We start from the raw sequence: 23864 nt of genomic DNA, 5'->3' as shown, positions 1-23864 counted from the left end.
CGGAACGGCATTGGGTGGGACGGTCAGGCGTGGACGCGCCGCTGGGTCGGAAGGTCGTCCAGGACTCGGCGCAACACGCCGGCCAGGGCGGCGTTGACCTCCTCGGGCCGCTCCATCATCAACATGTGCCCGGCGCCGGGGCAGACGGTCAGCTCGGTGGCGGGCAGCGCGGCGGCGATGGACTCCGCGCACGGCGGCGGGGTGAGCCGGTCCCGGTCGCCGACCAGCGCCGCCGCCGGCAGGTGAGCCAGCGCGGTGAGGGTGGCCAGTCGGTGCTGGGTGCCGATGGAGGCGCGGAACCCACCGATCGACCGTAGTGAGGCGCGGGCCACCGCCGAGGTGACCAGTCGGATGTCCGTGGCGTCGCACCGGTCCCCGAACAGCATCCACCGGATGCTCGGTCGGAGCGCGCGCAACAGGGCCTGGGGCGGTCGCCAGGCGCCGCAGCGGGCGAGAACCCCGGCGCCGGTGGTCTCGGCCAGCCGGATGATCCGGGCGATCCGGGGAGAAAGGCCGTAGACGGTGTGGGTGTGCCCCTCGGCCGTGGTGGAGACGAAGACCAGACCGGCGGTGCGTCGGGAGAAGTGGTCCGGGTGGCGGTGCGCGTACTCCATGATCGTCATGCCGCCCATCGAGTGGCCGACCAGCACCACCGGGCCGGTGGGCGCCACCGCGTCCAGCACCGCGGCCAGGTCGTCGCCCAGCTGGGCCAGGGTCGCCGTGGGCAGCGCCATACAGCTGGACCGACCGTGCCCACGTGCGTCGTAGGTGACCACCCGGACCGAGCCGAACGTCTCGCGGAGGGCGTTCAGTTGTCGGTGCCAACTGCGCCCGTCCAGGGTCCAGCCGTGCAGCAGCACAGCGGTCACCTCGGCGTCGGCTGGCCCGGCAGTCTCGACGTGCAGGCGTACGTCGTCGCCCAGCCGTACCTCGGTCGGCTCCGGCATCGCCACCTCCCCACGGCGCACGGATGCGTAACACCGGGGATACCCGGTGGTAACACCGGCTACCCGTCATGACAACACGCCAACCGGGCTGTTGAGAAGATCTCGTCGATCGGCTCCGCCCGGGCAACGGCGCGGCCAGGCTGAGGACATGGCAACCACGGGGGGAGTACCCGCCGGTTCCGCGCTGGCCGGCCAGGCCCGCGCGGGCACGCCGCACGCGGCTCTGGCCGAACTGCTCGCCGGCAACCGGCGCTTCGTCAGCGGCCAACCGGTGCACGGCCACGACGTGACCGCGGCGGCCGCGACCGCCTCCGGCGACCAGCAGCCGTACGCCGTGGTGCTGGGCTGCATCGACTCGCGGGTGCCGTTGGAGGCGATCTTCGATCAGACCTTCGGCTCGATCTGTGTCATCCGCACCGGAGCGCACGTGCTGGACCGGGCGGTGCTGGGCTCGATCGAGTACGTGGTCGAGGTGTTGGGCGTACCGCTGGTGATGGTGTTGGGCCACGAGCGGTGCGGCGCGGTGCAGGCGACCGCCGAGTCGCTGCGTGCCGGCCGGCGCCCCGCCGGCGCGCTGGCCCATCTGGTCGACCGGATCGCGCCGGCGGTCACCGAGGTGGGGCTGGACGAACCGGACCTGCTGCCCCTCGCGGTCCGCCGGCACGTGGTCCGTACCGTGGCCGCGCTGCGCGCCGATCCGAGGCTGGCGCCGCCGGTCGCCGCCGGCCGGGTCGCCGTCAGCGGAGCCGTCTACGACCTCGCCACCGGCGAGGTCGCCCTGCTGGATCCGCCGGACCGGGCGTGAGACGGCGAACGCCCGCCGGGCGCGACCCGACGGGCGTTCACAGGTGGTACGCAGCGGGCGCGGCGCCCGCGGCCGATCAGGCCTCGAAGACGCCGGCCTCGACCAGGCGCTTCTCGGTGGCGTCCCAGCCGTCACCCGGGTGGGCGGCGTTGAGACCGTTGAGCTCGGCCCGGATCTTGGCGGCGTGGCCGGCGGCAGCCAGCACCCGGATCTCCTCGATGAAGGCCTCGGAGTCGGTGCGCAGGTGCGCCGTCCTGCCGTTGGTGAGGTTCCGCACGTAGGCGTGCTTGCCGCCGTTGAGCGGGATCACGTACTTGAACTCGCCCAGCACGCTGAGGGCGCCACCCTGGCCAGCCTGGCCGGCCCGGACTGACGCGCGCGCGGTCTTAGAGGTGTTGCTCGCCACGGAGGTACTCCTTGCAAGACGTACGGAGGACGGAACGTCCGGGGGCTGTTGCGGGGGCCGTCAGAGGCGGGACCCGCGGAGGCTTACGCGGCACAGGCCGCCGATGGAACTGTACACGACCCACGATGCCGGCTGGTCATCGCGGCGTCACGAGGTGGAACCGTGGTCACCTGTCCGGGTATTCCGAGCGGCGGATTTTCCGATTCCCTGGCGTACCATCCGTCACACCAGTCATCATGTGTTCCACAAGCCCGGGTCGGGCGAGGTCGTAGGGGAAGACGCACCTCGCACTCCGGGAGGTCACCGTGCCAACGCGTGGCGTCGTATACGTCCACTCGACCCCGCTCGCCGTGTGCTCGCACGTCGAGTGGGCGATCGCGCGCGTCCTCGCCGCGCCGGTCAATCTTCAGTGGACGGCTCAGCCCGTCGATCCCGGCGCCCGCCGGGCCGAGTGCGGGTGGTCCGGTAGCCCGGGAACGGGCGCCGAGTTGGCCGCTGCCCTCCGGCAGTGGCCCATGATCCGTTTCGAGGTCACCGAGGAGCCCAGTCCCGGGGTCGACGGCGAGCGCTTCATGCACGTGCCGGGCCGGGGCCTGTTCCGGGCGACCGTGGGGGCCGCCGGGGACATTCAGCTCGGCGAGGACCGGCTGCGCAGCATCATGGCCGGCGCGCGGGCGCCGGAGGCCCTGGCACACGCCCTCGACAAGGCGCTCGGCACCGCCTGGGACGCCGAACTGGAGCCGTACCGCCATGCCGGGGACGGGGCGCCGGTGACCCTGCTCACCCGGGTCGGATAGGCAGATCCGGCCGGCCGCGCGGGCCGCGGTCGAGTTGCCCGGTACGCGGTGAACTGGTGGGATGGTCCGCGTGTCGACTACCCCTCGGCGCGTCGCCACCGCGCTCGTCCTGGTGACCGCGCTGCTCGTCGCCGGCTGTTCCGAGGCCGGCCAACGCCCCTCGGCGGGCCCCGCCTCGACCCCGGTCACGGAGCCCGCGCCGCCGTCGAGCGTCCCGCCCGAGGACCCGGCCACCCGGGCCGCCGCCCTCGTCGCCGATCTTGCCGACGAGGACCTGGTCGGCCAGGTGCTGATGCCGTACGCGTACGGCGACCACGCGACGAAGGTGTCGACCGGTTCGGCGGCCGGTAACCGGGCGCTGGCCGGGGTGGACACACCCGCCGAAATGGTCGAGAAGTACCGCCTGGGTGGGCTGATCCTGGTGGGCTTCAGCGCGGACGACCCCACCCAGGGCAACCAGGAGACCACGAACGTCGACAACCCGAAGCAGGTTCGCAGGCTCACCACCGGGCTGCGCGAGGCCGCCGGGCGGCTGCCCGCCGGCGCGGCGCCCTTCCTGATCGGCACCGACCAGGAGTACGGGGTGGTCACTCGGATCACCGATGGGGTCACCATGCTGCCCAGCGCGCTCGGCGCCGGCGCCGCCGGTGACCCGGACCTGACCGAGGCCGCCTGGCGTGCCGCCGGCACCGAACTGACCGCCATGGGCATCAACGTCGACTTCGCGCCGGTGGCCGACGTGCTGGTGACCCGCAGCACCGTGATCGGGTCCCGCTCGTTCGGCTCGGATCCGCAGCGGGCGGCCGACCAGGTCGGCGGCGCGGTACGCGGGTTGCAGACCGCCGGGGTGGCGGCCACTCTCAAGCACTTCCCGGGTCACGGCCACAGCGCCGTCGACTCGCACAAGGACCTGCCCCGGCTCCCGCAGTCCCGGGCCAAGCTGGCGGCCGAGGCGTGGCCGCCGTTCACCGCCGGCATCGAGGCCGGCGCGCTGGCCGTGATGTCCGCCCACCTCGACGTGCGCTCGGTCGACCCGGGCGTGGCCGCCACCTTCTCGTACAAGCTGCTCACCGAGGTGTTGCGCGGGGAACTCGGCTTCCAGGGCGTCGTGATCACCGACGGGATGAACATGCCGCCGGCCCGTCGTTTCCCGCCCGGTGAGGCGGCGGTGCGGGCGCTGAAGGCCGGCAACGACCTGATCCTCATGCCGCCGCACGTCGGCCAGGCGTACGAGGGGCTGCTGACCGCGTTGCGCGACGGCACGCTGCCCCGCAGCCGGCTGGTCGAGGCGGCCACCCGCGTGCTGACCATGAAATTCACCCTGGGCGACGCACCCGCACCGGAGTTGTCCACGCTGGGCGCGACGGCGCATCGCGAGGCGGCCACCGCGCTGGCCGCTGGCGCGGTGACCGTGCTGCGCGGCCGGTGCGACACCACCGGCGTCCGTGGTCCGGTGACCGTCACCTCGTCGGGCGGGCGGGCGCACACCCGGGCGGCGTTGACCGAGGCGCTGACCTCGGCCGGCGTGCAGGTGGTGCCCAGCGGTGGCACCGTCGTGCATCTGGTCGGCTACGGCGACGGCTCGAAGGACCTGCGGAGCGACGCGGCCGTCACCGTCGCCATGGACACCCCGTACGTGCTGGCCCAGGCGAAGTCGGACACGCTGCTGGCCACCTACTCGTCAAGCCGAGCCTCGATGACCGCGCTGGCCGACGTGCTTGCCGGCGAGACCCGCCCGACGGGCCGCTCCCCGGTCAAGGTGCCCGGGCTGCCCGCCACCACCTGCGCGGACTGACCCCGCCGCGGTCAGGGTGCCGCGACGAGGGTGTCGCGGGCCAGCCGGTACGCGGGCAGCACGTCGAGCGGCTCACCGAGGCTGGTGCTGCTCGCCTCGATCAGGACCGTCCGGTCGGCCACCGTCACGGCCAACGCCCACTCCCGCACGTCGGAGTCGGTCAACGCCCGCCGGCTGAGCCAGGTCGCCTCCACCACGTCGAGGTCACCGGCCCGGGTCTCGCGGTACTGCTGGCCGCTCGACTCCGGTTCGGCGGTGACGAACGCCTGCAACGCCTGCCGGGCCGGAGTGCCTGCGCCGTCGGCCGTCCAGACCCGCAGGAAGCCCGGTACCACGGCACGGCCGTCCACCTCGCAGCGCACGGTCGAACCGCCGCGCCCGGTCAGCGCCGCAGCCACCGCGTCACCCAGCTCGTCGGTGGGGTCCGGCGTCTCGATCGGCTCCGCCTCCCAGCCCTCGGCCAGTTCGAAGGTGACCGGCAGCGGGCAGGGCGCACCGCCGCCGACCGTGCCGGCGGGGGCCGCGGCGGTCACCTCGTCGTGCCACGGCTCTCCGGTCGCGCCGCCGGCACCCTGCTCGGTGCCGCCGCAGCCGCCGAGCAGCCCGATGGTCAGCGCCGCTGTGATGATCCGTCGTCCCACGTGCCCAACCCCCGTCAATGATCGACAAGGGAGCCAGCAAAGCGGTGCGCCGAGCAGAAGTCAAGTCGTCGTGCCGGCGCTGCTCGCCGGTCAGAGCATGCCGGGAAACACCGCGATCAGAGGCGGGCTCCCCGACACCCGCGTCGACTCAGGGCCGGGTGAAGACCAGCGCCACGTTGTGACCACCGAAGCCGAACGAGTTGTTCAGCGCGGCGGGCACGTCCATGTGCCGTGCCTTGTTGGCCGCCACCTCCAGGGTGAGACCGTCGTCCGGGTCGTCCAGGTTGATCGTCGGCGGCACCACGCTGTCGCGGATCGTCAGGATGGTGGCGATCGACTCCAGCGCGCCGGCCGCGCCGAGCAGGTGACCGGACATGGACTTGGTGGCGGTGAGCACCGGATGGTCGCCCAGCGCTGCCCGCAACGCGGTGATCTCCGCCAGGTCGCCCACCGGGGTGGAGGTGGCGTGCGCGTTGACGTGGACGATGTCGGACTTGGCCACATCCGCGTCGGAGATCGCCTTCGCGATCGCCCGGATCGCGCCGGCCCCCTCCGGGTGCGGCTGGACGATGTCGAAGCCGTCGGAGGTGATGCCCGCGCCGGCGAGCCTCGCGTACACCTGGGCGCCCCGGGCGGCGGCGTGGTCGGCGCGCTCCAGCACGATGACGCCGGCCCCCTCGCCGAGCACGAAGCCGTCGCGGCCCTTGTCCCACGGGCGGGAGGCCCGCTCCGGCTCGTCGTTGCGGGTCGACATGGCCCGCATCGAGGAGAAGCCGGCGATCGGCAGCGGGTGGATGACCGCCTCGGTGCCGCCGGCCACCACCACGTCGGCGCGGCCGGCACGGATCATGTCCAGGCCGAGCGCGATCGCCTCCGCACCGGTGGCGCAGGCGCTGGCCACGGAGTGTACGCCCGCGCGGGCGCCCAACTCCAGGCCGACCCAGGCGGCCGGGCCGTTCGGCATCAGCATCGGGATGGTGTGCGGGGAGACCCGCCGCGGACCGGACGACTCCAGGACGTCGTCCTGGGCGAGCAGGGTCAGCGCCCCACCGATGCCCGAGCCGACGCTCACCCCGAGCCGCTCCGGGTCGAGCCCGGAGTCGGCCAGGCCGGCGTCCGACCAGGCCTGATGGGCGGCGATCAGCGCGATCGCCTCGGAACGGTCCAACCGGCGCAGCTTCACCCGGTCCAGCAGGCCGGCCGGATCGACCGCGAGTTGAGCGGCGATCCGGACCGGCAGTTGCGCGGCCCACTCCTGGGCGAGCGAACTCACCCCGGAGCGGCCGGCGAGCATGGCGTCCCAGGTCGACGCGACGTCCCCGCCCAGCGGGGTGGTCGCGCCGAGCCCGGTGACGACGACGTCGATGCGACTCATGATCAGGACTGCGCCTCGATGTAGCTCACGGCGTCCCCGACGGTCTTGAGGTTCTGCACCTCGTTGTCAGGGATCTTGACGCCGAACTTCTCCTCGGCGGCGACCACGACCTCCACCATGGAGAGCGAGTCGACGTCCAGGTCGTCGGTGAAGGACTTCCCCTCGGCCACGTCGTCCGGGTTCACCCCGGCAACCTCTTCGAGGATCTCGGCGAGGCCGGCGGTGATCTCGTCACGGGTCATTGCGGTGGGTTCCTCTCATCGGGTTCTCTCGACGGGGCGGCGACGCCACCCGTCGCTCCTCGGCGCCGGGCGCCGTGGGGGTCTCAGGGGCAGCGGACGACCTGACCGGCGTAGGTCAGGCCGCCGCCGAAGCCGAACAGCAGCACCGGGGCGCCGGAGGGCACCTCGCGACGCTCCACCAGCTTGGACAGGGCCAGCGGAATGCTGGCCGCGGAGGTGTTGCCGGACTCGACGATGTCCTTCGCGATGATCGCTTGTGGGATGTTCAACCGCTTCGCGATGCCGTCGATGATCCGGGCGTTGGCCTGGTGCGGGACGAAGGCGGCCAGCTCCGACGGGTCGACACCGGCGCGTTCGCACGCCTGTAGGGCGAGCGGCGCCAGTGCCGTGGTGGCCCAGCGGAACACCGTCTGACCCTCCTGGGCGACGTACGGCCGCCAACCCTCGATGCGTACCGCGTCGCCGCGCTCCGGCACCGAGCCCCAGACCACCGGACCGACGCCCGCCGGCTCGTCCTCGGCGGCAGCGGTGACCACGGCCGCGCCGGCGCCGTCGCCGAAGATGATGCAGGTGGAGCGGTCGGTCCAGTCGGTGAAGTCGGACAGCTTCTCCGCGCCGATCACCAGGGCGTTGCGGGACGCGCCGGCGCGGATCGCGTGGTCGACCGTGCCCAGCGCGTACGCGAAGCCGGAGCAGGCGGTGTTCACGTCGAACGCCCCCGGGACGTTGATCCCCAGCTTGGCGGCCACCCGGCAGGCCACGTTCGGGCTACGGTCGATCGAGGTGCAGGTGGCGACCACCACCAGGTCGATGTCGGTGGCGGTCAGGCCGGAGTTCGCCAGCGCCTTGTCCGCTGCGGCAGCGGCCATGTCGGCGACCGTCTCGTCACCGGCGATCCGGCGGGTCGCGATGCCGACCCGGTCCCGGATCCACTCGTCGCTGGTCTCCACCAGCTGGGCGATCTCGTCGTTGGTCACCACCCGGGACGGCTGGTAGTGCCCGAGGGACAGGATCCGGCTGCCCGTCATGACGAGGCCTCCCCAGCATGGTCGCGAGACGTGAGTGAAGTGGTTCCGTTGACCGGACCGCCCGCCGTCGTGCCGTGCCGGGCGATGAGCTCCCGGGCGGCGGGCAGGTCGTCCGGAGTCTTCAAGGTGACGATCTCCGGCGCACCGGCACCGGCAAGCTCGCGCTTGACCAGGCCGGCGAGCGTGCCGGCGGGCGGCAGCTCGATCACGCCGGTCACGCCGAGGGCGGCGAGGGTGGCCATGCAGAGGTCCCAGCGGACCGGGGCGGTGACCTGGCGGACCAGCCGTTCGAGCAGCTCCTGGCCGTTGTCGACAGCCGTCCCGTCGAGGTTGGACAGCAGGATCCGGTCCGGATCGCTCGGGGTGATCCCGGCGGCGACGGTGGCCAACGCCGCCTCCGCCGGAGCCATGTACGGGGTGTGGAACGCGCCGGCCACCTGCAACCGGACGACCCGGACCCGCTCCGGGGGCTCGGCAGCCAACTTATCCAGCCCGTCGAGCGCGCCGGCGGCGACGACCTGGCCCTTGCCGTTGCGGTTGGCGGCTGACAGCCCGTGTGCACCGATCGCGGCGGTCACCTCGTCCGGGTCGCCACCGAGCATGGCGGCCATGCCGGTCGGCTCCAGCGCGCAGGCGGCGGCCATCTCCCGGCCACGTACGCCGGCGAGGGTGATCGCGGCCGTCGCCGGTAGCGCCCCGGCCAGCGCCGCCGCACCGAGTTCACCGACACTGTGCCCGGCGGTCACCGCGACCTGGCGCATCGGCAACTGCTCGGCGGCGAGCAGCGCGGCGGCGACCAGCAGCGGCTGGGTGCGTGCGGTGTCCCGGATCTCGTCGGCGTCGGCGGTGGTGCCCAGGTGCACCAGGTCGACGCCGGCCAGCTCGGACCACGAGCGCAGTCGGGCCTCGGCGTCGGGCAGGTCGAGCCAGGGGGTCAGAAAGCCGGGTTTCTGGGAACCCTGGCCGGGGCAGAGTACGGCGAGCACGTCTATGACTCTCCTGGATACCCATGGGTTGCGCTGTGCCGGCTGGCACCAAACCGCACTAGGTCAGTTGGAGGGATCCTACAAAGACTGACGCTGGTCATCACCATGCTGTGATCTTTTACTGACTGGTGGGGCCAATGTCTGGGTCGGTACCACCGGATCGAGCCGGCCGACCGTCAGCGCGACCCGCAGCGCGAAGGCGTCCCGGGGCGCCAGGGGACTGAAGCCGGTCACCTCGGAGATCCGCCGCAGCCGGTAGCGCACCGTGTTCGGGTGCACGTACAGCGCCCGGGCGGCGCTCTCCAGCGTGCCACCGGCGGCGAAGAAGGCGTCCAACGTCTCCAGCAGCTCACCGCCCGCGCGGACCAGCACCGCGTACACGTCATGGCGCAGCCGCCGACGGGCCTCGGCGTCGCCGGCCAGGGCCCGTTCGGGCAGCAGGTCACCGGCGTGCACCGGACGTGGTGCCGCCGGCCACGCCGGAGCGGCCCGGTAACCGGCCAACGCCGCCCGGGCGGACTCGGTCGCCTCGTCCAGGCTCGGCACTGCCGGACCGACCACCACCGGTCCCTCGCCGAAGGCGGTGAGCAGTTTGCCGGTCGCCGCGACCGGGTCCGCCGCCCCGCCGAGCACGATCACCAGGCGGTCGCCGTGTACGCCGCCGATCACCTCGACCCCGATCCGCCGGGCCTGTCGGTAGACGGTGTGCAGGACCGCGGCGACCTCGCCGCCGGGGGAGGGGCCGACCGCCACCGCCACCGGTGGCGCGTCCGTCCAGCCGAGCGCGGCGGCACGGCTGGCCAGCACGTCCGGCGAGTCGCCGCGCAGCAGCGCGTCCACCAGCAGGGCCTGCAACCGGGCGTCCCAGGAACCGCGCGATTCGGCGGCCCGGGCGTAGACCCGGGCGGCGGCGAAGGCGATCTCCCGGGAGTACCGCAGCACCGCCTCCCGCAGTTGCGGCTCCTCACCGGGGGCGGCGAGGTCGCTGACCTGCTCCTCCACCACGTCGATGGTCACCTTGATCAGGGCGACGGTCTGCTGGAGGGTGATCGAGCGGGCCAGCGCCTGCGGCGCGGTGGCGAACACCTCGTCGGAAACCTCCTGGGTGCCCTCGGCGGCCCCGCCACCGGAGCGCAACCACTGGACCAGGGAGCGGGCGCCGGCCTGGGCCACCAGCATCACCCAGGAGCGCTGGTCGGCCGGCAGTTCCCGGAACCAGGGCAGGGTCTCGTCCATCCGGACCACGCTCGCGGTGGCCAGCGCGCCGGCCGCCCGCTCGATCCGGCGCAGCGTGGCTGACAGGTCCGTGCTGCCCGACTCGCTCACCCGCCTAGCCTGACATGCGCTGACCTGGACCTCGACGGCAGGCGTCGGCACCGGTACGCCGGCGGGCGAACCGGTACGCGCTGCGCGGCCGGTCAGAACCGGCCAGTACGGTGACAGGGCACGTCGGGTGGGCGCCGGCGGGTGAGGGCGAGCGTGAGGAGACGCCGATGGCGTACGGGGAGGCCGACCACGGCTGTGCCCAGGGGGAGCCGTGCCGACCGGGCCCGCACGAGCAGCCGGCCCTCGCCAAGCACCACCGCAGGCCGCCCGGCCTTGCGCATCCGGTCGAGCCGGGCACCGGTCGGATGGCGGAACGCCCTGAGGACGACCCCGCGTCCGCCCGGCAGCGCGGCGGCGAGCCACCGGTGCCCCGCCAGCGCACCATAGAGCCGTCCACGGCCGGGCAGACCGACCCGACGGCCAGCGGGTGCCGCAGTGACCTGCCCGGCTGGGCCGGAGCGCACCGGCACGGTCCGGTTCGCCCGGCCCACCGCAGCCTGCGGCGGGAACGCCCGCCGGGTCGTTGGTGCTGAGCGGCGGGACAGGCCAGCCAGGCTGCGGCGGCGCGTTCGCGGGGCGAGCGCCCGGAGGTGGCGTCAGTTGGTACGGCGGCGGATCAGTAGGGCGATCCCGGCGAGCCCGAGGGTGATCACCAGCACCACCGCGACGTTCAGCAGGAGCAGGCGGCGCAACTCGCTGAACGCCTCGTTGATGTCCTGTGCGGGGTTGAGCGCCTCCTCCGGGATGATGCGTTCACCGCCGCCGGCACCTCCGCTGACCGCCTCGTAGGTCCGTTCCAGCGGCACACCGGCGGTGCGCAGCGTCTCGGACATGCTGACCCGGCCGAGGTACCAGGCCGCGCTGACCTTGCGTTCGGGCTGCTTCGCCGGGCGGTAGACCCGCGGCCCGCCGACCGCCTTCGGGTAGAGGTCGTAGGTCTGCTTCGGAGCGTCACCGGCCAGCACCAGGACTGTGTACTTCGGACCGAGGTCGTCCTTTTTCGGACCGCCGGACTGGCGGACCAGGCCCTTGTGGTTGACCTGCTCGATGACGGCGACGACATGCGTGGGGTGGGTGTCGGCGCGCAGGCGCAACGGCTCGGCCAGCCCGTGCCCGGTGATGTCCACGCCAGCCGGTGGCGTCTTCGGCGCCGCCCCGGCCACCTCGGCAGAAGTGAGCGACAGCAGCAGCGCCGCCACCGCACCTGCCGTCGCTCCGGCCAGTCGCCTCATCCGTCGGACCATGCCGCCTCCTCGCCCCGTTCGATGGGTGGCCGTGCTGCAGGGGTCACACACGTTGGAAGGCCGACGGTGGTGACCGTGCCCACAGGACAGGTACCCACTCAAAGACTCCGCGGAACGCCGATCGGTTGCAGCTGATGGAACACTAATTGGAGCTATCTGCGATTGCGACCCGACCAACGACCAGCCGCGAAGCAGCGGGCGGATTTTACCTTTGCGGAGGCCATGATGGGGGGCAGGATAGCGCGTCTGACGCGTTTCGGGGCAGCGGTGTTCGGCGTGGCGTTCGGCGTGTCGTTGCTGATGCCGGCGGTGCCGGCGGCTGCGCACAACCAGCTGACCGGCAGCAGCCCGCGCGAGGGTGCCCGGGTGGCTGAGGCGCCGGAGCGCGTCGAGCTGCGCTTTCTGGCCCGGCTCGACGAGGACACGACGAAGGTCACGGTCACCGGGCCGGACAATGTCGACGCGGCCGGTGGGCAGCCGCGTTTCTCCGGCAACCGGGTCAGCGTGCCGTTCACTCCCGGCGCGGCGGGGCTGTACATCGTCGGCTACCGGCTGGTGTCCGCCGACGGTCACCCGATCACCGGCGAGGTGCGGTTCACGCTGACCACCGACACGCCCGCCGACCCGACCCCGGAACCCACCGCCGCCGATCCGACGGATCCCGGTACGGCGGAGAGCACTCCGGCACCGACCACGCCGACGGTCGTCAGCCCGGTGCCCCGGTCGGACGAGTCCTCCGGCGGCGGATGGTTGTGGGCGGCCGTCGCGGTGCTGCTGTTGCTGGCCGTCCTGGCCGCTGCCCGGCTGATCCGCCGCCGCGCCGCCCGGCGTGGCTGAACGCTGACGGTCCGGCCACGCCGGCCGGTGCGCCAGGCCCCGGCGCGCCGGCGTGGACGGTCAGACCAGGCGGACCCGGGCCGCGCGTATCCGGGTCAGCGCGCGCTCCCGCCCGAGCACCTCCAACGACTCGAACAGCGGCAAGCCGACGGTACGGCCGGTGACCGCGACGCGTACCGGTGCCTGGGCCTTGCCGAGCTTGAGGCCGCGCTCCGCGCCGACCGCCTCCAGCGTGACCTTGAGCGTCTCCGCGTCCCACGAATCGACCGCCTCGAAGGCGGCGATGGCGGCGTCGAGCAGTTCCGCCGACCCCTCCTTCATCGCCTTGGTCCAGGCCGCCTCGTCGATCAGCGGGGAGTCGACGAAGAGGAAGTCGACGTTCGGCACGATCTCGCTGAGCACCGCGATCCGGGTCTGTGCCAACGGGGCGACCGCGGCGAACACGGCCGCGTCGAACTCGGCCGGCTGCCAGGGCGGCGGCGCGATGGTGCCGGTGCCGGTCAGCCAGGGCTGGCACGCCTCGATGAACTCGGCCACGGGCAGCGCCCGGATGTACTCGCCGTTGAACGCGCGCAGCTTCTTCTCGTCGAAGAACGCGGGCGACGGGTTGACCTCCGTCAGCCGGAACTCGTCCTCGATGACCGACCAGGGCACGATCTCCCGGTCACCGGAGGGCGCCCAGCCGAGCAGCATCAGATAGTTGCGCATGGCCTCGGCGAGGTAGCCCTCGTCGCGGTACGCCTCCAGGGCGACCTTGTCGCGGCGCTTGGAGAGCTTCTGCCGCTTCTCGTTGACCACCACCGGCACGTGCGCCCAGATCGGCGGCTTCACCCCGAGCGCGTCCCAGAGCAACTGCTGTTTCGGGGTGTTCGGCAGGTGCTCCTCGGCCCGGATCACATGCGTGATCCCCATGGTCATGTCGTCCACGACGTTGGCCAGCAGGAAAACTGGCGAGCCGTCCCCTCGGGCGATGACGAAGTCCTCGATGAGCTTGTTCTCGAAGGTCGGCTCGCCCCGGATCAGGTCGGTCACCACCGTGGCGCCCTCGTCGGGGGTGCGGAAGCGCAGCGCCCGGCCCTCACCGGGGGACAGCGCCCGGTCGCGGCAGTAGCCGTCGTAACCGGTGTACTGGTTACCGGTGCGGGCCTGCACCGCCTCGCGGGTGCAGTCGCAGTAGTACGCCCGGCCCGCCTCGTACAGCCGCCGCGCGGCGGCCCGGTGCTCACCGGCGTACGAGGACTGGAAGTAGGGCCCCTCGTAGCTGCCCCGCTCGATACCGATCCAGTCCAGCGCGGAGAGGATGCCCTCGGTCCACTCCGGCTTGTTGCGCGCCGCGTCGGTGTCCTCGATGCGCAGCACGAACACCCCGCCCTGCTGCCTGGCGTAGATCCAGTTCTGGAGTGCCGAACGGGCACCACCGACGTGGAACATACCGGTCGGGGAAGGGGCGAAGCGCACACGTACCGTCACGACCTCCAGCCTACGGCGACGCGCTACCGCATTCGGCCAAGGGGTACGCCTCAGGGCACCGAGCGGATCTTCAGGACCAGGACGCTACCGAGCAGGGTCACCGCGGCGGTGGTCGCGTAGAGCGCCGGGTATCCGCCCAGGTGCACCACGATCGGGGCGGAGACGGCCGGACCGAGCACCTGGGGCGCGGAGTTGGCAATGTTGATCACACCAAGATCCTTGGCCCGGTCGGTGGCCCTCGGCAGCACCTGGGTGATCAGCGCGGCGTCGACCGACAGGTACACGCCGTAGCCGGCGCCCAGGACCAGCGCGGCGATCACCGCCACCGGCCAGGTGGGGGCGGCAGCCAGCAGCAGCGCCGCCGCGGCCATCACCACGCCCGCCGCGATCACGAAGACCTTCCGTCGGCCGGAGCGGTCCGAGAGCCGACCGGCGATGACGGTGGTGGTCATCAGACCGGCGGTGTAGAGCAGGATCAGCACCAGCAGCCCGCCCTCGGGGTCGGCGACCCGGACCTCGTCGGTGAGGAAGTAGAGCAGGTAGAGCGTGCCGAAGGCGTTGCCGAGCTGCACCAGGAACCGGGTGATCCACGCCCAGCCGAAGTCCGGGTGACGGCGCGGTGAGACCCACATCCCGGCGAGCATGCCGCGCAGCACCGGCCGGTGCGTGCGGGGTAGCGGATCGTCCGTCGTGCGCAGGGCGAACGGCAGGGCGAGCAGCAGTACGGCGGCGGCGACGGCCAGGTAGCCGGCGGTGTTGCCGGTGACCAGGACGGTGACCAGGACGACGCCGAGGACCAGCCCCAGCGCCTGCGGGATGCCGACCCAGCCGGAGACGCCGCCCCGCTGCGCGACCGGAACCCGGTCCGGTACCGCGGCGGTCAGGCTGGCCAGCATCGCGTTGAAGCAGACCTGCGCGGCCACCCAGCCGACGGTCACCCCGAGCACGGTGCGGGCCTGAGCCAGCAAGGCCAGCGCCAGCGCGCCGAGCACCGCCCCGCCGAGGGTCCAGACGTGCCGACGGCCGAACTCCCACCGGCCCAGTCGCAGGCAGGTGCGGTCCGACAGGGCACCGGCGAGCGGGTTGGCGAGCACCGCCGCGAGGGCGCCGAAGCCGGTGACCACGGCCAGCATGGTCTCCTTCTCCGTCGGTGCGATCTGCCCGATCTGCTGCGGCAGCAGTACCTGGATCGGGGTGAAGAAGGCCATCCAGACGCCGAGATTGGCGGCGAACAGTAGCGCGATCCATCCGCGCCGGACCGGCACGGTCGGCTCGGCGAGCGCGGCCGGCAGCGAGGCCGGGGTGGGGTCGACGGTGGTCACCGAGATTCCCGCCGGGCGGTCGCGATGACCTCGCGCAGCCAGGCGTACGAGGACTTGGGCGTGCGCTGCCCGGTGCGGTAGTCCACGTGCACCAGGCCGAATCGCTTGGTGAAGCCCTCGGCCCACTCCCAGTTGTCCAGCAGCGACCAGACGAAGTAGCCGGTCACGTCGACCCCGTCGTCGATGGCGGCGCGGACGGCCCGCAGGTGGCCGTCCAGGTAGGCGATCCGGTCCGGGTCGGGCACCTGCCCGTCGGCGTCGGGCGCGTCGTCGTAGGCGCAGCCACTCTCGGTGACCTGGATCGGCGGCAGCGCCCTGCCGTAGCGGTCCCGCAGCCAGCCGAGCAGCTCACGCAGTCCCTCCGGGACCACCGGCCAGTCGAAGGCGGTACGCGGGTATCCGGTGAGCGGCACCAACTCGAAGGGCAGCGGCGATCCCTCCTCGGGAGCGCGTACCGCGGTGGGGTTGTAGTAGTTGACGCCGAGCACGTCGATCGGCGCGGCGATCACGTCCAGGTCGCCGTCGCGGACCACGGCGGTGTCGAAGCCCAATTCCGCCGGGTACCCGCGACCGAGCAGCGGGTCGGTGAAGAGCCGGTTGTGCAGGGCGTCGTAGGTCGCCGCCGCGGCGGCGTCGGCCCGGCTGCCCCCGACGACGCGCACCGGCGAGTAGTTGTTGGCGATGGCCACCGGGCTGGTGCTGCGGGCACGTAGCGCGGCGACCGCGAGCCCGTGGCCGAGCAACTGGTGGTGGGCGACCGGGAAGGCGTCGAAGAGCAGCATCCGGCCGGGGGCGTGGACGCCGGTGGCGTGTCCGAGGCTCATGTGGATGAAGGGTTCGTTGAGGGTGATCCAGAGCCGGACCCGGTCACCGAGGCGGGCGGCGACCACGTCCGCGTACTCGGCGAAGCGGTGCGCGGTGTCCCGGTTGAGCCACCCCCCGGCGTCCTCCAACGGCTGGGGCAGGTCCCAGTGGAAGAGAGTGGCGACCGGATCGATGCCGTGCGCGAGCAACTCGTCGACCAGCCGCTCGTAGAAGTCCAGCCCGGCGGGGTTGACCCGGCCGGTGCCGCTGGGCAGCACCCGGGGCCAGGCGACCGAGAAGCGGTAGGCGCTGACCCCCAGCCCGGCCATCAGGGCGACGTCCTCGGCGTACCGGTGGTAGTGGTCGCAGGCCACGTCGCCGCTGCTGTCGTCGATGATCCGGCCGGGGGTGTGGGCGAAGGTGTCCCAGATGGACGGTCCACGTCCGTCGGTGCCGGCGGCGCCCTCGATCTGGTACGCGGAGGTGGAGACGCCCCAGCGGAAGCCGGTGGGGAACTCGGGCATCGGTGCGATCGACATACGCCCTCCGATAAACGCGAAACGTGCTCGGAACTCTAGGGGGCGGTGAGGCGGTGCGCCATAGGCTCCCGAGCGGCCAAGAGCAATACCTTTCGGCGTGTCTTTTACGAACCCGTCCATATACGTCCGTTTTTGCGCATAGAGTGCCGAATATTGTGGGATGTCCTCACTGGAGGAAGACGGAAATGATCCTCGTGGAACGCAGCGCGCACGTGGCGGCGCCGGTGGAAGCGGTCTGGGACGTGGTGCAGCGGGCCGAGCAGTTGCCGGCCTGGCTGGCCGGGGTCCGTGCGGCCGAGGTCCTCTCGGGGGAGGGCTTCGGTCGGCGGCAGCTGGTCCAGGCCGGACGCGGTGCCGCGCATGAGGCCGAGGTGATCGCCTATCAGGAGCCGACCCTGATCGGCTGGCGCGAACGCGCCAAGGGCGCCGGTGCCCGAGCGGAGGCGCGCACCGAGATATACGTCCAGCTCACACCCGACGAACAGGAGGGCGGCACGGTCGTGCGGCTCATCGTCGTTCGCTGGCCGGCCGGCCCGGTCAAGGCTGCCCTGCTTCGGCTCGGCCTGCGTCGGGTCGGCGCCGACCTGGAGGACTCGCTGGCCCGGCTGACCGATCTGGCCGCCGTCGGCTGACGGGCCGCGTCCCGGCGTCACCCGCGAAGGTGGCGGCCCCGGTGTCCCCTCCAGGGGCACCCGGGCCGCCACCGCTCGTCGGTACCCGGCGCGACAGGTCACACGACCACGGTGAAGGCGGCGACGCGTACCTCGTCGAGGTGCCGGAACTCGAAGAACAGCCGGTAGGTGCCGGCCGACGGCACGGTGACGCCGAACGCCACCACCGAGCTGGGCTGGCTGGCCGCCGCCGGATGCACGTGCAGGTACGCCAGATCGCCCTGGCGCAACGCCACCAGGTGCCCGTACGCGCCCAGGTGCCGTTGCAGGTCGTTGACTGGCTGCCCGTCATGCCCCAGCCACACGAGCACCTGGTTGGACTCGCCCGCCCGCAGCCCACCGTCGAGGGTGACCGTGTAGCCGTCCACCAGGACCGTCTCCTCGGGCGGAGCCAGCGGACCTGAGGCGTACCGGCCGGGAACCGGCACGTCGATGCCGAGCGTGACGCCCGCCGGTGCCCCCTGCGGCCAGAAGTCCGCGATGGCCCGGAGCGGGCCGGGCGCGGTCGGTGTGACAGTGACCCGCCAGGTGCCGTCGGCCGACATCTCCGGGTGCACGTGCTGATAGCCGGAGAGATCCCGACCGACCAGGATCAGATGCATCCGGCGCTCGTGGTTCTCCTGGAACGTGGTGAGGGCCGCGCCGGCCGCGTCGGTGATCCGGAAGGCCAGTTCGCCCGGCCGGCCGGCGGTCAGGCCCGGGGTGTCCAGGGTCAGGGTCCAGCCGTCGCGGGACACCTCCAGCCCGCCCGGGCCGTGACCGAGGTGCGCGGTGGACGCCGCCTGCGGTGTCGGAGCGGAGGCCGGCGCACCCGCGCGACCGGCGAAGAAGCCGACGGCCAGGGTCAGGCCGAGCACCAGCGTGGCGGCGGCGTACCGCCACGCGGTGCCGCCGGGCGGCACCGGGTCGGGGCGGGGGCGCCCCGGCGGGGACGCCCCCTCGACCTGGCCGGCGGCTCCCCCCGGCCGATGGTCGGTGGTGGTCATGACAAGCGCGGCTGGAGTACGAACAGCCCCTGCTCGATGCCGCTGACCACCACGATGCCGCTCGGGTAGTACGGGTAGGTGCTCCACGCCCCGTTCATCGAGGCGCTGTTGCTCGACGGATAGATGTCGAAGTACCCGGCCTCGGTGGCCTGACCGCTGGCCACGTTACGCAGGTCCAGGATGCGCAACCCGGCCCGGTAGTTGGCCTGGTAGCTGTAGCTGCCCTTGACGTACTGGTTGTGATCGGTGGCCTGGACCCCGGACGGGGCGCTGTAGGTGCCGATGTGCCGAGGTGCGTCGAGGTCGGCCAGGTCCCAGATGTAGGTCTGCGTCCGCACCCCGCGCCGGGTCTCGTCCAACTCGTCGTCGAGCAGGAAGTACCGCTGGTTGTCGGTGAACCAGCCCTGGTGGGTGTACGCCCGCCCGCTGTAGCCGATGCGGGACAGCTGCCGGGGAGCCGACTTTGTGGTCACGTCGACCACGGTCACCGTGTCCTCGTTGGAGCTGACGCAGATCTCCCGCCCGGTGTAGGTGGTGTCCGGACCCCGGTAGACCACGCACTGGGTGTCGTGGGTGTAACCGTCGTTGCTGACACAGCCGGCGTACACCGGCGACTTCGGGGTGCGGATGTCGACCATGTGCAGGCCGCCGCTGCAGGTGTTCGTGCCGACCGCGTACGCGTATCCGGTCTGCTCGTTGATGGCGATGTTGTGCGAGTTGCCGAACCGGCTGTAGTGCGTGTTGGCCGTCCAGGTCTGCGGCGTGGTGACGCCACGCAACCGGGTCAGGTCGAACACCTGCATGCCGTGCCCGGAGACGTCCGCCACCACGTACGCGTGGTCCCGGTAGACCTTGATGTCCCGCCAGATGGCGGTGCGGTTCTGGTATGCGGGCAGGTTGCCCAGGTAGACCGGGGCGGTCGGGTTGGACACGTCCACGAACGAGGTGCCGTTGCGTCGACCGACGAGCGCGTACTCCTTGCCGGTCTGCGGGTCGGTCCAACCCCAGATGTCGTTGGCCTGACTGCCACCGATGCTGGACAGCGGCAGGAACGACAGCAGGTCCACGTTGCGGCAGGGGTAGCCCGCCGCCTGGCCGTTGGTGCAGGTCGCGGCGGCAGCCGCGACGAGTTGCTGAGTGGGTTCGCGCTGGGCCATGAACTCCTGCGCCGACGCGCGCCCGGCCGGGGTGGCCGGGTCGTGGGCCACCGACGGCGAGCTCGCCGGGAGCATCGACACCACCAGGGTGCCGACGGCCAGGGTGAGACCGATCCGGACGATTCGCATGAACGCTCCCTCCCGTCGCGCGCCGGTGCGGCGGTGACGTCCCGGCCGGCGGTGGACGGGCGCGACGGGGTGAATTCACCGGCCGGCCTGGTGTCCCTGGGGCAAGCTGAAACACCTATCGGCAATTGTGGATGCGTTGTGTTACACGAAAAAGATGCTCGTCGATACCGGAAGGGTCATACCTGCGGACTGGCTCGGTGGGGCCCAGCGCGCCAGGGCGCGGGCACCGCACGCGAAAGGACCCGGCGCGGTGTCACACCGCGCCGGGCCCGTTCGATCGGGACTACTGCCCCAGGGTCAGCTGTCGCCGCCGGTCTCGCCGACCGGGGCGGCGTTGACGTCGTCGATCGCGTACTTCTTGGCCGCCTCGGCCGGCACGTGAGCCGGCACCGCCCCACGCAGCGCGAGCTGCCGCAGCGTCGCGACCGCTACCGACTCGGCGTCGACGTGGAAGTGCCGCCGCAACGCGTGCCGGGTGTCGGAGAGCCCGAAGCCGTCGGTGCCCAGCGAGGTCCAGTCGCCCGGTACCCAGCGGGAGATCAGGTCCGGCACTGCGCGCATCCAGTCGCTGACCGCGACCTTGGGGCCGTCGGCGTCGGCCAGCTTGCGCTGGATGTACGGCACCCGCTGCTCGGCGCCCGGGTGCAGGAGGTTGTACTCCTCGCACTCCACCGCGTCGCGGCGCAGCTCCGTCCACGAGGTGACCGACCAGACGTCGGCGGCCACCCCCCAGTCCTGCGCCAGCAACTGCTGCGCCTTGAGCGCCCACTGCACGCCGGTGCCGGAGGCCAGCAGGTTCGCCCGGGGAGCGTCACCGTCCAGCGACGGCGCGGGGGAGTAGCGGTGGATGCCCTTGACGATGCCCTCGACGTCCACGCCGTCGGGCTCCGCCGGCTGGTGGATCGGCTCGTTGTAGACGGTGAGGTAGTAGAAGACGTTCTCCGGCTCCTCGCCGTACATCCGGTGCAGGCCGTTTTCCATGATGTGCGCGATCTCGAACGCGAACGCCGGATCGTACGCGACCACCGCCGGGTTGGTGGCGGCCAGCAGCAGGGAGTGGCCGTCCTCGTGCTGGAGCCCCTCACCGTTGAGCGTGGTGCGGCCGGCGGTGGCGCCGAGCACGAAGCCCCGGGCCATCTGGTCCGCGGCGGCCCAGAAGCCGTCGCCGGTGCGCTGGAACCCGAACATCGAGTAGAAGATGTACATCGGGATCATCGGCTCGTCGTGGGTGGCGTACGACGAGCCGGCCGCGGTGAACGAGGCCACCGAGCCGGCCTCGTTGATCCCCTCGTGCAGGATCTGCCCGGCGGTCGACTCCTTGTACGACAGGAACAGCTCCCGGTCGACCGAGGTGTACCGCTGGCCGTGCGGCGAGTAGATCTTGGCGGTCGGGAAGATGGAGTCCAGACCGAAGGTGCGCGCCTCGTCGGGGATGATCGGCACCCAACGCTTGCCGAACTCCTTGTCCTTCATCAGGTCCTTGAGCAACCGGACGAAGGCCATCGTGGTGGCCACCTTCTGCTTGCCCGAACCGCGCTTGACGTCGGCGAAGCGCTCCGCGCCGGGGATGGCCAGCGGCTTGGCGCTGGTCCGCCGGGTCGGCAGGTAGCCGCCGAGCTGCTTGCGCCGCTCGTGCAGGTACTGCATCTCGTCGGACTTCTCGTCTGGCCGCAGGTACGGCGGCAGGTACGGGTTCTCCTCCAGCGCCGAGTCCGGGATGTCGAGGTAGAGCCGGTCGCGGAAGGTCTTCAGGTCCTCCAGCGTCAGCTTCTTCATCTGGTGCGTGGCGTTGCGGCCCTCGAAGTGCGAACCGAGCGTCCAGCCCTTGATCGTCTTGGCCAGGATCACGGTCGGCTGGCCGGTGTGCTCGGTCGCCGCCTTGTAGGCCGCGTAGAGCTTGCGGTAGTCGTGCCCACCCCGCTTGAGATTCCAGATCTCGTCGTCGGTCAGCCCCTCGACCATCTTGCGGGTGCGCGGGTCACGGCCGAAGAAGTGCTCCCGCACGTACGCCCCGGACTCCGCCTTGTAGGTCTGGTAGTCGCCGTCGGGCGTGGTGTTCATCAGGTTGACCAGCGCGCCGTCGGTGTCGGCGGCGAGCAGCGGGTCCCACTCCCGGCCCCAGACCACCTTGATGACGTTCCAGCCGGCGCCCCGGAAGAACGCCTCCAACTCCTGCATGACCTTGCCGTTGCCGCGTACCGGCCCGTCCAGGCGCTGCAGGTTGCAGTTGATCACAAAGGTGAGGTTGTCCAGCTCCTCGCGGGCGGCCACCCCGATCGCGCCAAGCGTCTCCGGCTCGTCCATCTCGCCGTCGCCGAGGAAGGCCCAGACGTGCTGGTCGGAGGTGTCCTTGATGCCCCGGTGCTGCAGATACCGGTTGAACCGGGCCTGGTAGATGGCATTCAGACCGCCCAGCCCCATGGAGACCGTGGGGAACTCCCAGAAGCCCGGCATCAGCCGGGGGTGCGGGTACGAGGGGAGGCCGCCGCCGGGGTGGGACAGCTCCTGCCGGAAGCCGTCGAGCTGGTTCTCGCTGAGCCGGCCCTCCAGGTACGCCCGCGCGTACATGCCGGGGGAGGCGTGCCCCTGGTAGAAGATGTGGTCGCCGCCACCCGGGTGGTCCTTGCCCCGGAAGAAGTGGTTGAAGCCGACCTCGTAGAGCGAGGCCGAGCTGGCGTACGTCGAGATGTGGCCACCGACGCCGATCTCCGGCCGCTGCGCGCGGTGCACCAGCATCGCCGCGTTCCACCGCACGTACGCCCGGATCCGGCGCTCGACGTGCTCGTCGCCGGGGAACCACGGTTCACGCTCCGGCGGAATGGTGTTGATGTAGTCGGTGGTGGTCAGCGACGGCACGCCGACCTGACGCTCCCGGGCGCGCTCCAGCAGCCGCAGCATGACGTAGCGGGCTCGCTTGGTGCCACGCTCGCCAATGACACCGTCGAGCGACTCGACCCACTCGCTGGTTTCTTCGGGGTCGATGTCCGGAAGCTGGCTCGGCAGGCCGGCCGTGATCACCGGGCGCTTGCGTTCCGTAGCCACAGGCGTTCCCTCGGTTGTGTGTGGGATAGGTCTCTAGCGCCATCCTGCCCCGTCGTGGCACTCGCCGTCACGTCCACCCGGCCTAAGGGCGACGCTCGACACAGGTACCAACCAGTAACTTTGTCGGTCGGTGGTGGTCTCGGCGGGCTGCGGCCGGGTGGGGAAGAATGCGGGTGTGCGCAGTGAGCTGATCACCGTCCGGACCGGTTCGCGGCCGACCGTCCGGGACATCACGGCCGAGGCCGAACAGTTCGTCGCCGGCTCGGGTGACGGCCTGTTGCACGTCCTCGTGCCACACGCCACCGCCGGTGTGGCCATCATCGAGACCGGGTCAGGCTCGGACGACGACCTGCTCACCGCCCTGGATGCCGTGCTGCCCACGGACGGGCGCTGGCGGCACCGGCACGGCTCGCCGGGACACGGCCGCGATCACGTGCTGCCCGCCTTCGTCGCCCCGTACGCGACGCTGCCGGTGCTCGGTGGGCGGCTGGCCCTGGGCACCTGGCAGTCGATCTGCCTGGTCGACACCAACGGCGACAATCCCACCCGGCAGGTCCGTTTCTCCTTCCTGCCCGGCTGAGTCCGTCCCCTCGCCCCCGCTCACCCTTCCCCGGGTCGGTACAGCGGTCCACGGGGAGACTCGCGGCTTCCGTCGATGAATCGTGGGTGAGAGAACGGATCCTTTCCCGCCGCTATCGCCCGAACAGGGCCGAGCGGAGCTGACCCGACGAACTCTCGGCAGTCCGACGCGTCGCCGGTCAGACGCGGTCGCAGCGACCGCCGCCCTAGGATGTGACCATGTCACGGCCGATCATCGCCCCGGCCGGCCCGGAACCGGCCGACCGCGCCCGGCTGGCCGGTGACGCGGTACGCCGGATCATGCACGTCGCCTCCGCCCTGCGGCACCACCAGGATCTCGACATCGCCACGCTGGGCCTGACTCCGGCCGTGGCCCGCGCGCTGTACCAGCTCGACCCGGACCGTCCGCTGCCTGCCCGCGAGCTTGCCGACCAGCTGCGCTGCGACCGGTCCAACGTCACCGCGCTGGTCGACAAGCTGGAGCAGGCCGGGCTGGTCGAGCGTCGGGTCGACCCGACGGACCGGCGGCAGAAGACGTTGGTGGTGACCGACGCCGGCCGGCGGATGCGCGAGCGGGTCCATCTCGTGCTCTCCGACTCCCGGCTGCTGACAAGGCTCGACAACGAAGAACTCGCCGCACTGCGTGATCTGGTGTGGAAGGTTTCCGACGGCGGCTGCCCGGAGGACTGCGTCCAGACCGGGCCGGCGTGAGAGACACTCGACTGTGCGAGGCGTG

General features: G+C 71.9%; 23 protein-coding genes. 8 read left to right on the top strand and 15 right to left on the bottom strand.

The window, feature by feature from the left end; translation table 11 throughout:
• Positions 1 to 23: 23 nt before the first annotated feature.
• Positions 24 to 947 carry an alpha/beta fold hydrolase gene (locus KBX50_RS25055; protein ID WP_210940140.1) on the bottom strand — a complete coding sequence of 308 codons (924 nt, stop codon included), beginning with the start codon at positions 945 to 947 and terminating at the stop codon, positions 24 to 26.
• Between the two features lie 148 nt (positions 948 to 1095).
• Here KBX50_RS25055 and KBX50_RS25050 point away from each other — a divergent pair, with 148 nt between their 5' ends.
• Positions 1096 to 1752 (top strand): carbonic anhydrase, encoded by a 657-nt coding sequence (locus KBX50_RS25050; protein ID WP_210940139.1) that lies wholly within the window; start codon positions 1096 to 1098, stop codon positions 1750 to 1752.
• Between the two features lie 76 nt (positions 1753 to 1828).
• Here the strand turns inward: KBX50_RS25050 and KBX50_RS25045 are convergent, their stop codons facing one another.
• Positions 1829 to 2158: a hypothetical protein gene (locus KBX50_RS25045; protein WP_093401320.1), complete on the bottom strand. Its 330-nt coding sequence runs from the start codon at positions 2156 to 2158 to the stop codon at positions 1829 to 1831.
• Between the two features lie 305 nt (positions 2159 to 2463).
• Here KBX50_RS25045 and KBX50_RS25040 point away from each other — a divergent pair, with 305 nt between their 5' ends.
• Both KBX50_RS25040 and KBX50_RS25035 read left to right on the top strand, forming a co-directional pair.
• Entirely contained in the window at positions 2464 to 2955 is a 492-nt protein-coding gene (locus KBX50_RS25040; protein WP_210940138.1) for a DUF3145 domain-containing protein, read from the top strand.
• Positions 2956 to 3016: 61 nt separating this feature from the next.
• A complete protein-coding gene (locus KBX50_RS25035) occupies positions 3017 to 4750 on the top strand; it encodes a glycoside hydrolase family 3 protein (protein WP_210940137.1) in 1734 nt (577 codons plus the stop codon).
• Between the two features lie 11 nt (positions 4751 to 4761).
• On the opposite strand, the gene KBX50_RS25030 is transcribed toward KBX50_RS25035, so the two are convergent.
• The 6 genes from KBX50_RS25030 to KBX50_RS25005 all read right to left on the bottom strand — a co-directional run bounded on the left by KBX50_RS25030 (position 4762) and on the right by KBX50_RS25005 (position 10399).
• A complete protein-coding gene (locus KBX50_RS25030) occupies positions 4762 to 5391 on the bottom strand; it encodes a lipoprotein (protein WP_210940136.1) in 630 nt (209 codons plus the stop codon).
• A 148-nt stretch (positions 5392 to 5539) separates the two neighbouring features.
• Positions 5540 to 6766 (bottom strand): beta-ketoacyl-ACP synthase II, encoded by a 1227-nt coding sequence (gene fabF / locus KBX50_RS25025; RefSeq protein ID WP_210940135.1) that lies wholly within the window; start codon positions 6764 to 6766, stop codon positions 5540 to 5542.
• Between the two features lie 2 nt (positions 6767 to 6768).
• Positions 6769 to 7008 carry an acyl carrier protein gene (locus KBX50_RS25020; protein WP_007072348.1) on the bottom strand — a complete coding sequence of 80 codons (240 nt, stop codon included), beginning with the start codon at positions 7006 to 7008 and terminating at the stop codon, positions 6769 to 6771.
• A gap of 83 nt (positions 7009 to 7091) precedes the next feature.
• Complete coding sequence (locus KBX50_RS25015; RefSeq protein ID WP_210826857.1) at positions 7092 to 8036, bottom strand: beta-ketoacyl-ACP synthase III; 945 nt, start codon at positions 8034 to 8036, stop codon at positions 7092 to 7094.
• The gene (locus tag KBX50_RS25010; protein WP_210940134.1) at positions 8033 to 9022 is read right to left on the bottom strand and encodes an ACP S-malonyltransferase; all 990 of its coding nucleotides are present in this window, start codon (positions 9020 to 9022) and stop codon (positions 8033 to 8035) included. The genes KBX50_RS25015 and KBX50_RS25010 overlap by 4 nt, the downstream gene beginning before the upstream one ends.
• A 78-nt stretch (positions 9023 to 9100) precedes the next feature.
• A complete protein-coding gene (locus KBX50_RS25005; RefSeq protein WP_307871064.1) occupies positions 9101 to 10399 on the bottom strand; it encodes a helix-turn-helix domain-containing protein in 1299 nt (432 codons plus the stop codon).
• A gap of 116 nt (positions 10400 to 10515) precedes the next feature.
• On the opposite strand from KBX50_RS25005, the gene KBX50_RS25000 reads away from it, so the two are divergent.
• The gene (locus tag KBX50_RS25000; RefSeq protein ID WP_210940133.1) at positions 10516 to 10881 is read left to right on the top strand and encodes a hypothetical protein; all 366 of its coding nucleotides are present in this window, start codon (positions 10516 to 10518) and stop codon (positions 10879 to 10881) included.
• Positions 10882 to 10944: 63 nt separating this feature from the next.
• Here KBX50_RS25000 and KBX50_RS24995 read toward each other — a convergent pair whose 3' ends face one another.
• A complete protein-coding gene (locus KBX50_RS24995; protein ID WP_210940132.1) occupies positions 10945 to 11592 on the bottom strand; it encodes a hypothetical protein in 648 nt (215 codons plus the stop codon).
• A gap of 276 nt (positions 11593 to 11868) precedes the next feature.
• Here KBX50_RS24995 and KBX50_RS24990 point away from each other — a divergent pair, with 276 nt between their 5' ends.
• Positions 11869 to 12429 (top strand): copper resistance protein CopC, encoded by a 561-nt coding sequence (locus KBX50_RS24990; protein ID WP_307871063.1) that lies wholly within the window; start codon positions 11869 to 11871, stop codon positions 12427 to 12429.
• Positions 12430 to 12489: 60 nt separating this feature from the next.
• Here the strand turns inward: KBX50_RS24990 and gltX are convergent, their stop codons facing one another.
• The 3 genes from gltX to KBX50_RS24975 are packed head-to-tail and all read right to left on the bottom strand — an operon-like array spanning position 12490 to position 16564.
• Positions 12490 to 13899, bottom strand: a complete 1410-nt coding sequence (gene gltX, locus KBX50_RS24985) for a glutamate--tRNA ligase (protein WP_307871062.1) — start codon at positions 13897 to 13899, stop codon at positions 12490 to 12492.
• Between the two features lie 50 nt (positions 13900 to 13949).
• On the bottom strand, positions 13950 to 15221 hold the full coding sequence (locus tag KBX50_RS24980; protein ID WP_210940130.1) for an MFS transporter: 1272 nt from the start codon (positions 15219 to 15221) through the stop codon (positions 13950 to 13952).
• A complete protein-coding gene (locus tag KBX50_RS24975) occupies positions 15218 to 16564 on the bottom strand; it encodes a GH1 family beta-glucosidase (RefSeq protein WP_247674382.1) in 1347 nt (448 codons plus the stop codon). The genes KBX50_RS24980 and KBX50_RS24975 overlap by 4 nt, the downstream gene beginning before the upstream one ends.
• Before the next feature lie 185 nt (positions 16565 to 16749).
• Between KBX50_RS24975 and KBX50_RS24970 the strand changes: the two genes are divergently transcribed.
• Complete coding sequence (locus tag KBX50_RS24970; RefSeq protein ID WP_093401307.1) at positions 16750 to 17196, top strand: SRPBCC family protein; 447 nt, start codon at positions 16750 to 16752, stop codon at positions 17194 to 17196.
• A 98-nt stretch (positions 17197 to 17294) separates the two neighbouring features.
• Here KBX50_RS24970 and KBX50_RS24965 read toward each other — a convergent pair whose 3' ends face one another.
• The 3 genes from KBX50_RS24965 to aceE form a co-directional block, all read right to left on the bottom strand.
• Positions 17295 to 18221, bottom strand: a complete 927-nt coding sequence (locus KBX50_RS24965; protein WP_210940129.1) for a hypothetical protein — start codon at positions 18219 to 18221, stop codon at positions 17295 to 17297.
• Positions 18218 to 19507, bottom strand: coding sequence for a choice-of-anchor B family protein (locus tag KBX50_RS24960; protein WP_210940128.1), 1290 nt, complete (start codon positions 19505 to 19507; stop codon positions 18218 to 18220). The genes KBX50_RS24965 and KBX50_RS24960 overlap by 4 nt, the downstream gene beginning before the upstream one ends.
• Positions 19508 to 19804: 297 nt before the next feature.
• On the bottom strand, positions 19805 to 22549 hold the full coding sequence (gene aceE, locus KBX50_RS24955) for a pyruvate dehydrogenase (acetyl-transferring), homodimeric type (protein WP_210940127.1): 2745 nt from the start codon (positions 22547 to 22549) through the stop codon (positions 19805 to 19807).
• A gap of 175 nt (positions 22550 to 22724) precedes the next feature.
• On the opposite strand from aceE, the gene KBX50_RS24950 reads away from it, so the two are divergent.
• Both KBX50_RS24950 and KBX50_RS24945 read left to right on the top strand, forming a co-directional pair.
• A complete protein-coding gene (locus KBX50_RS24950; protein ID WP_210940126.1) occupies positions 22725 to 23129 on the top strand; it encodes a YjbQ family protein in 405 nt (134 codons plus the stop codon).
• A gap of 218 nt (positions 23130 to 23347) precedes the next feature.
• A complete protein-coding gene (locus tag KBX50_RS24945) occupies positions 23348 to 23839 on the top strand; it encodes a MarR family winged helix-turn-helix transcriptional regulator (protein WP_210940125.1) in 492 nt (163 codons plus the stop codon).
• The last annotated feature ends 25 nt before the right edge of the window (positions 23840 to 23864 follow it).

The sequence above is a fragment of the Micromonospora sp. C51 genome (genome assembly GCF_018070435.1).
Taxonomy (GTDB): domain Bacteria; phylum Actinomycetota; class Actinomycetes; order Mycobacteriales; family Micromonosporaceae; genus Micromonospora; species Micromonospora sediminimaris.
The sequence above is the reverse complement of the archived record's forward strand: the minus strand, read 5'-3'. Positions and strand labels throughout refer to the sequence as shown.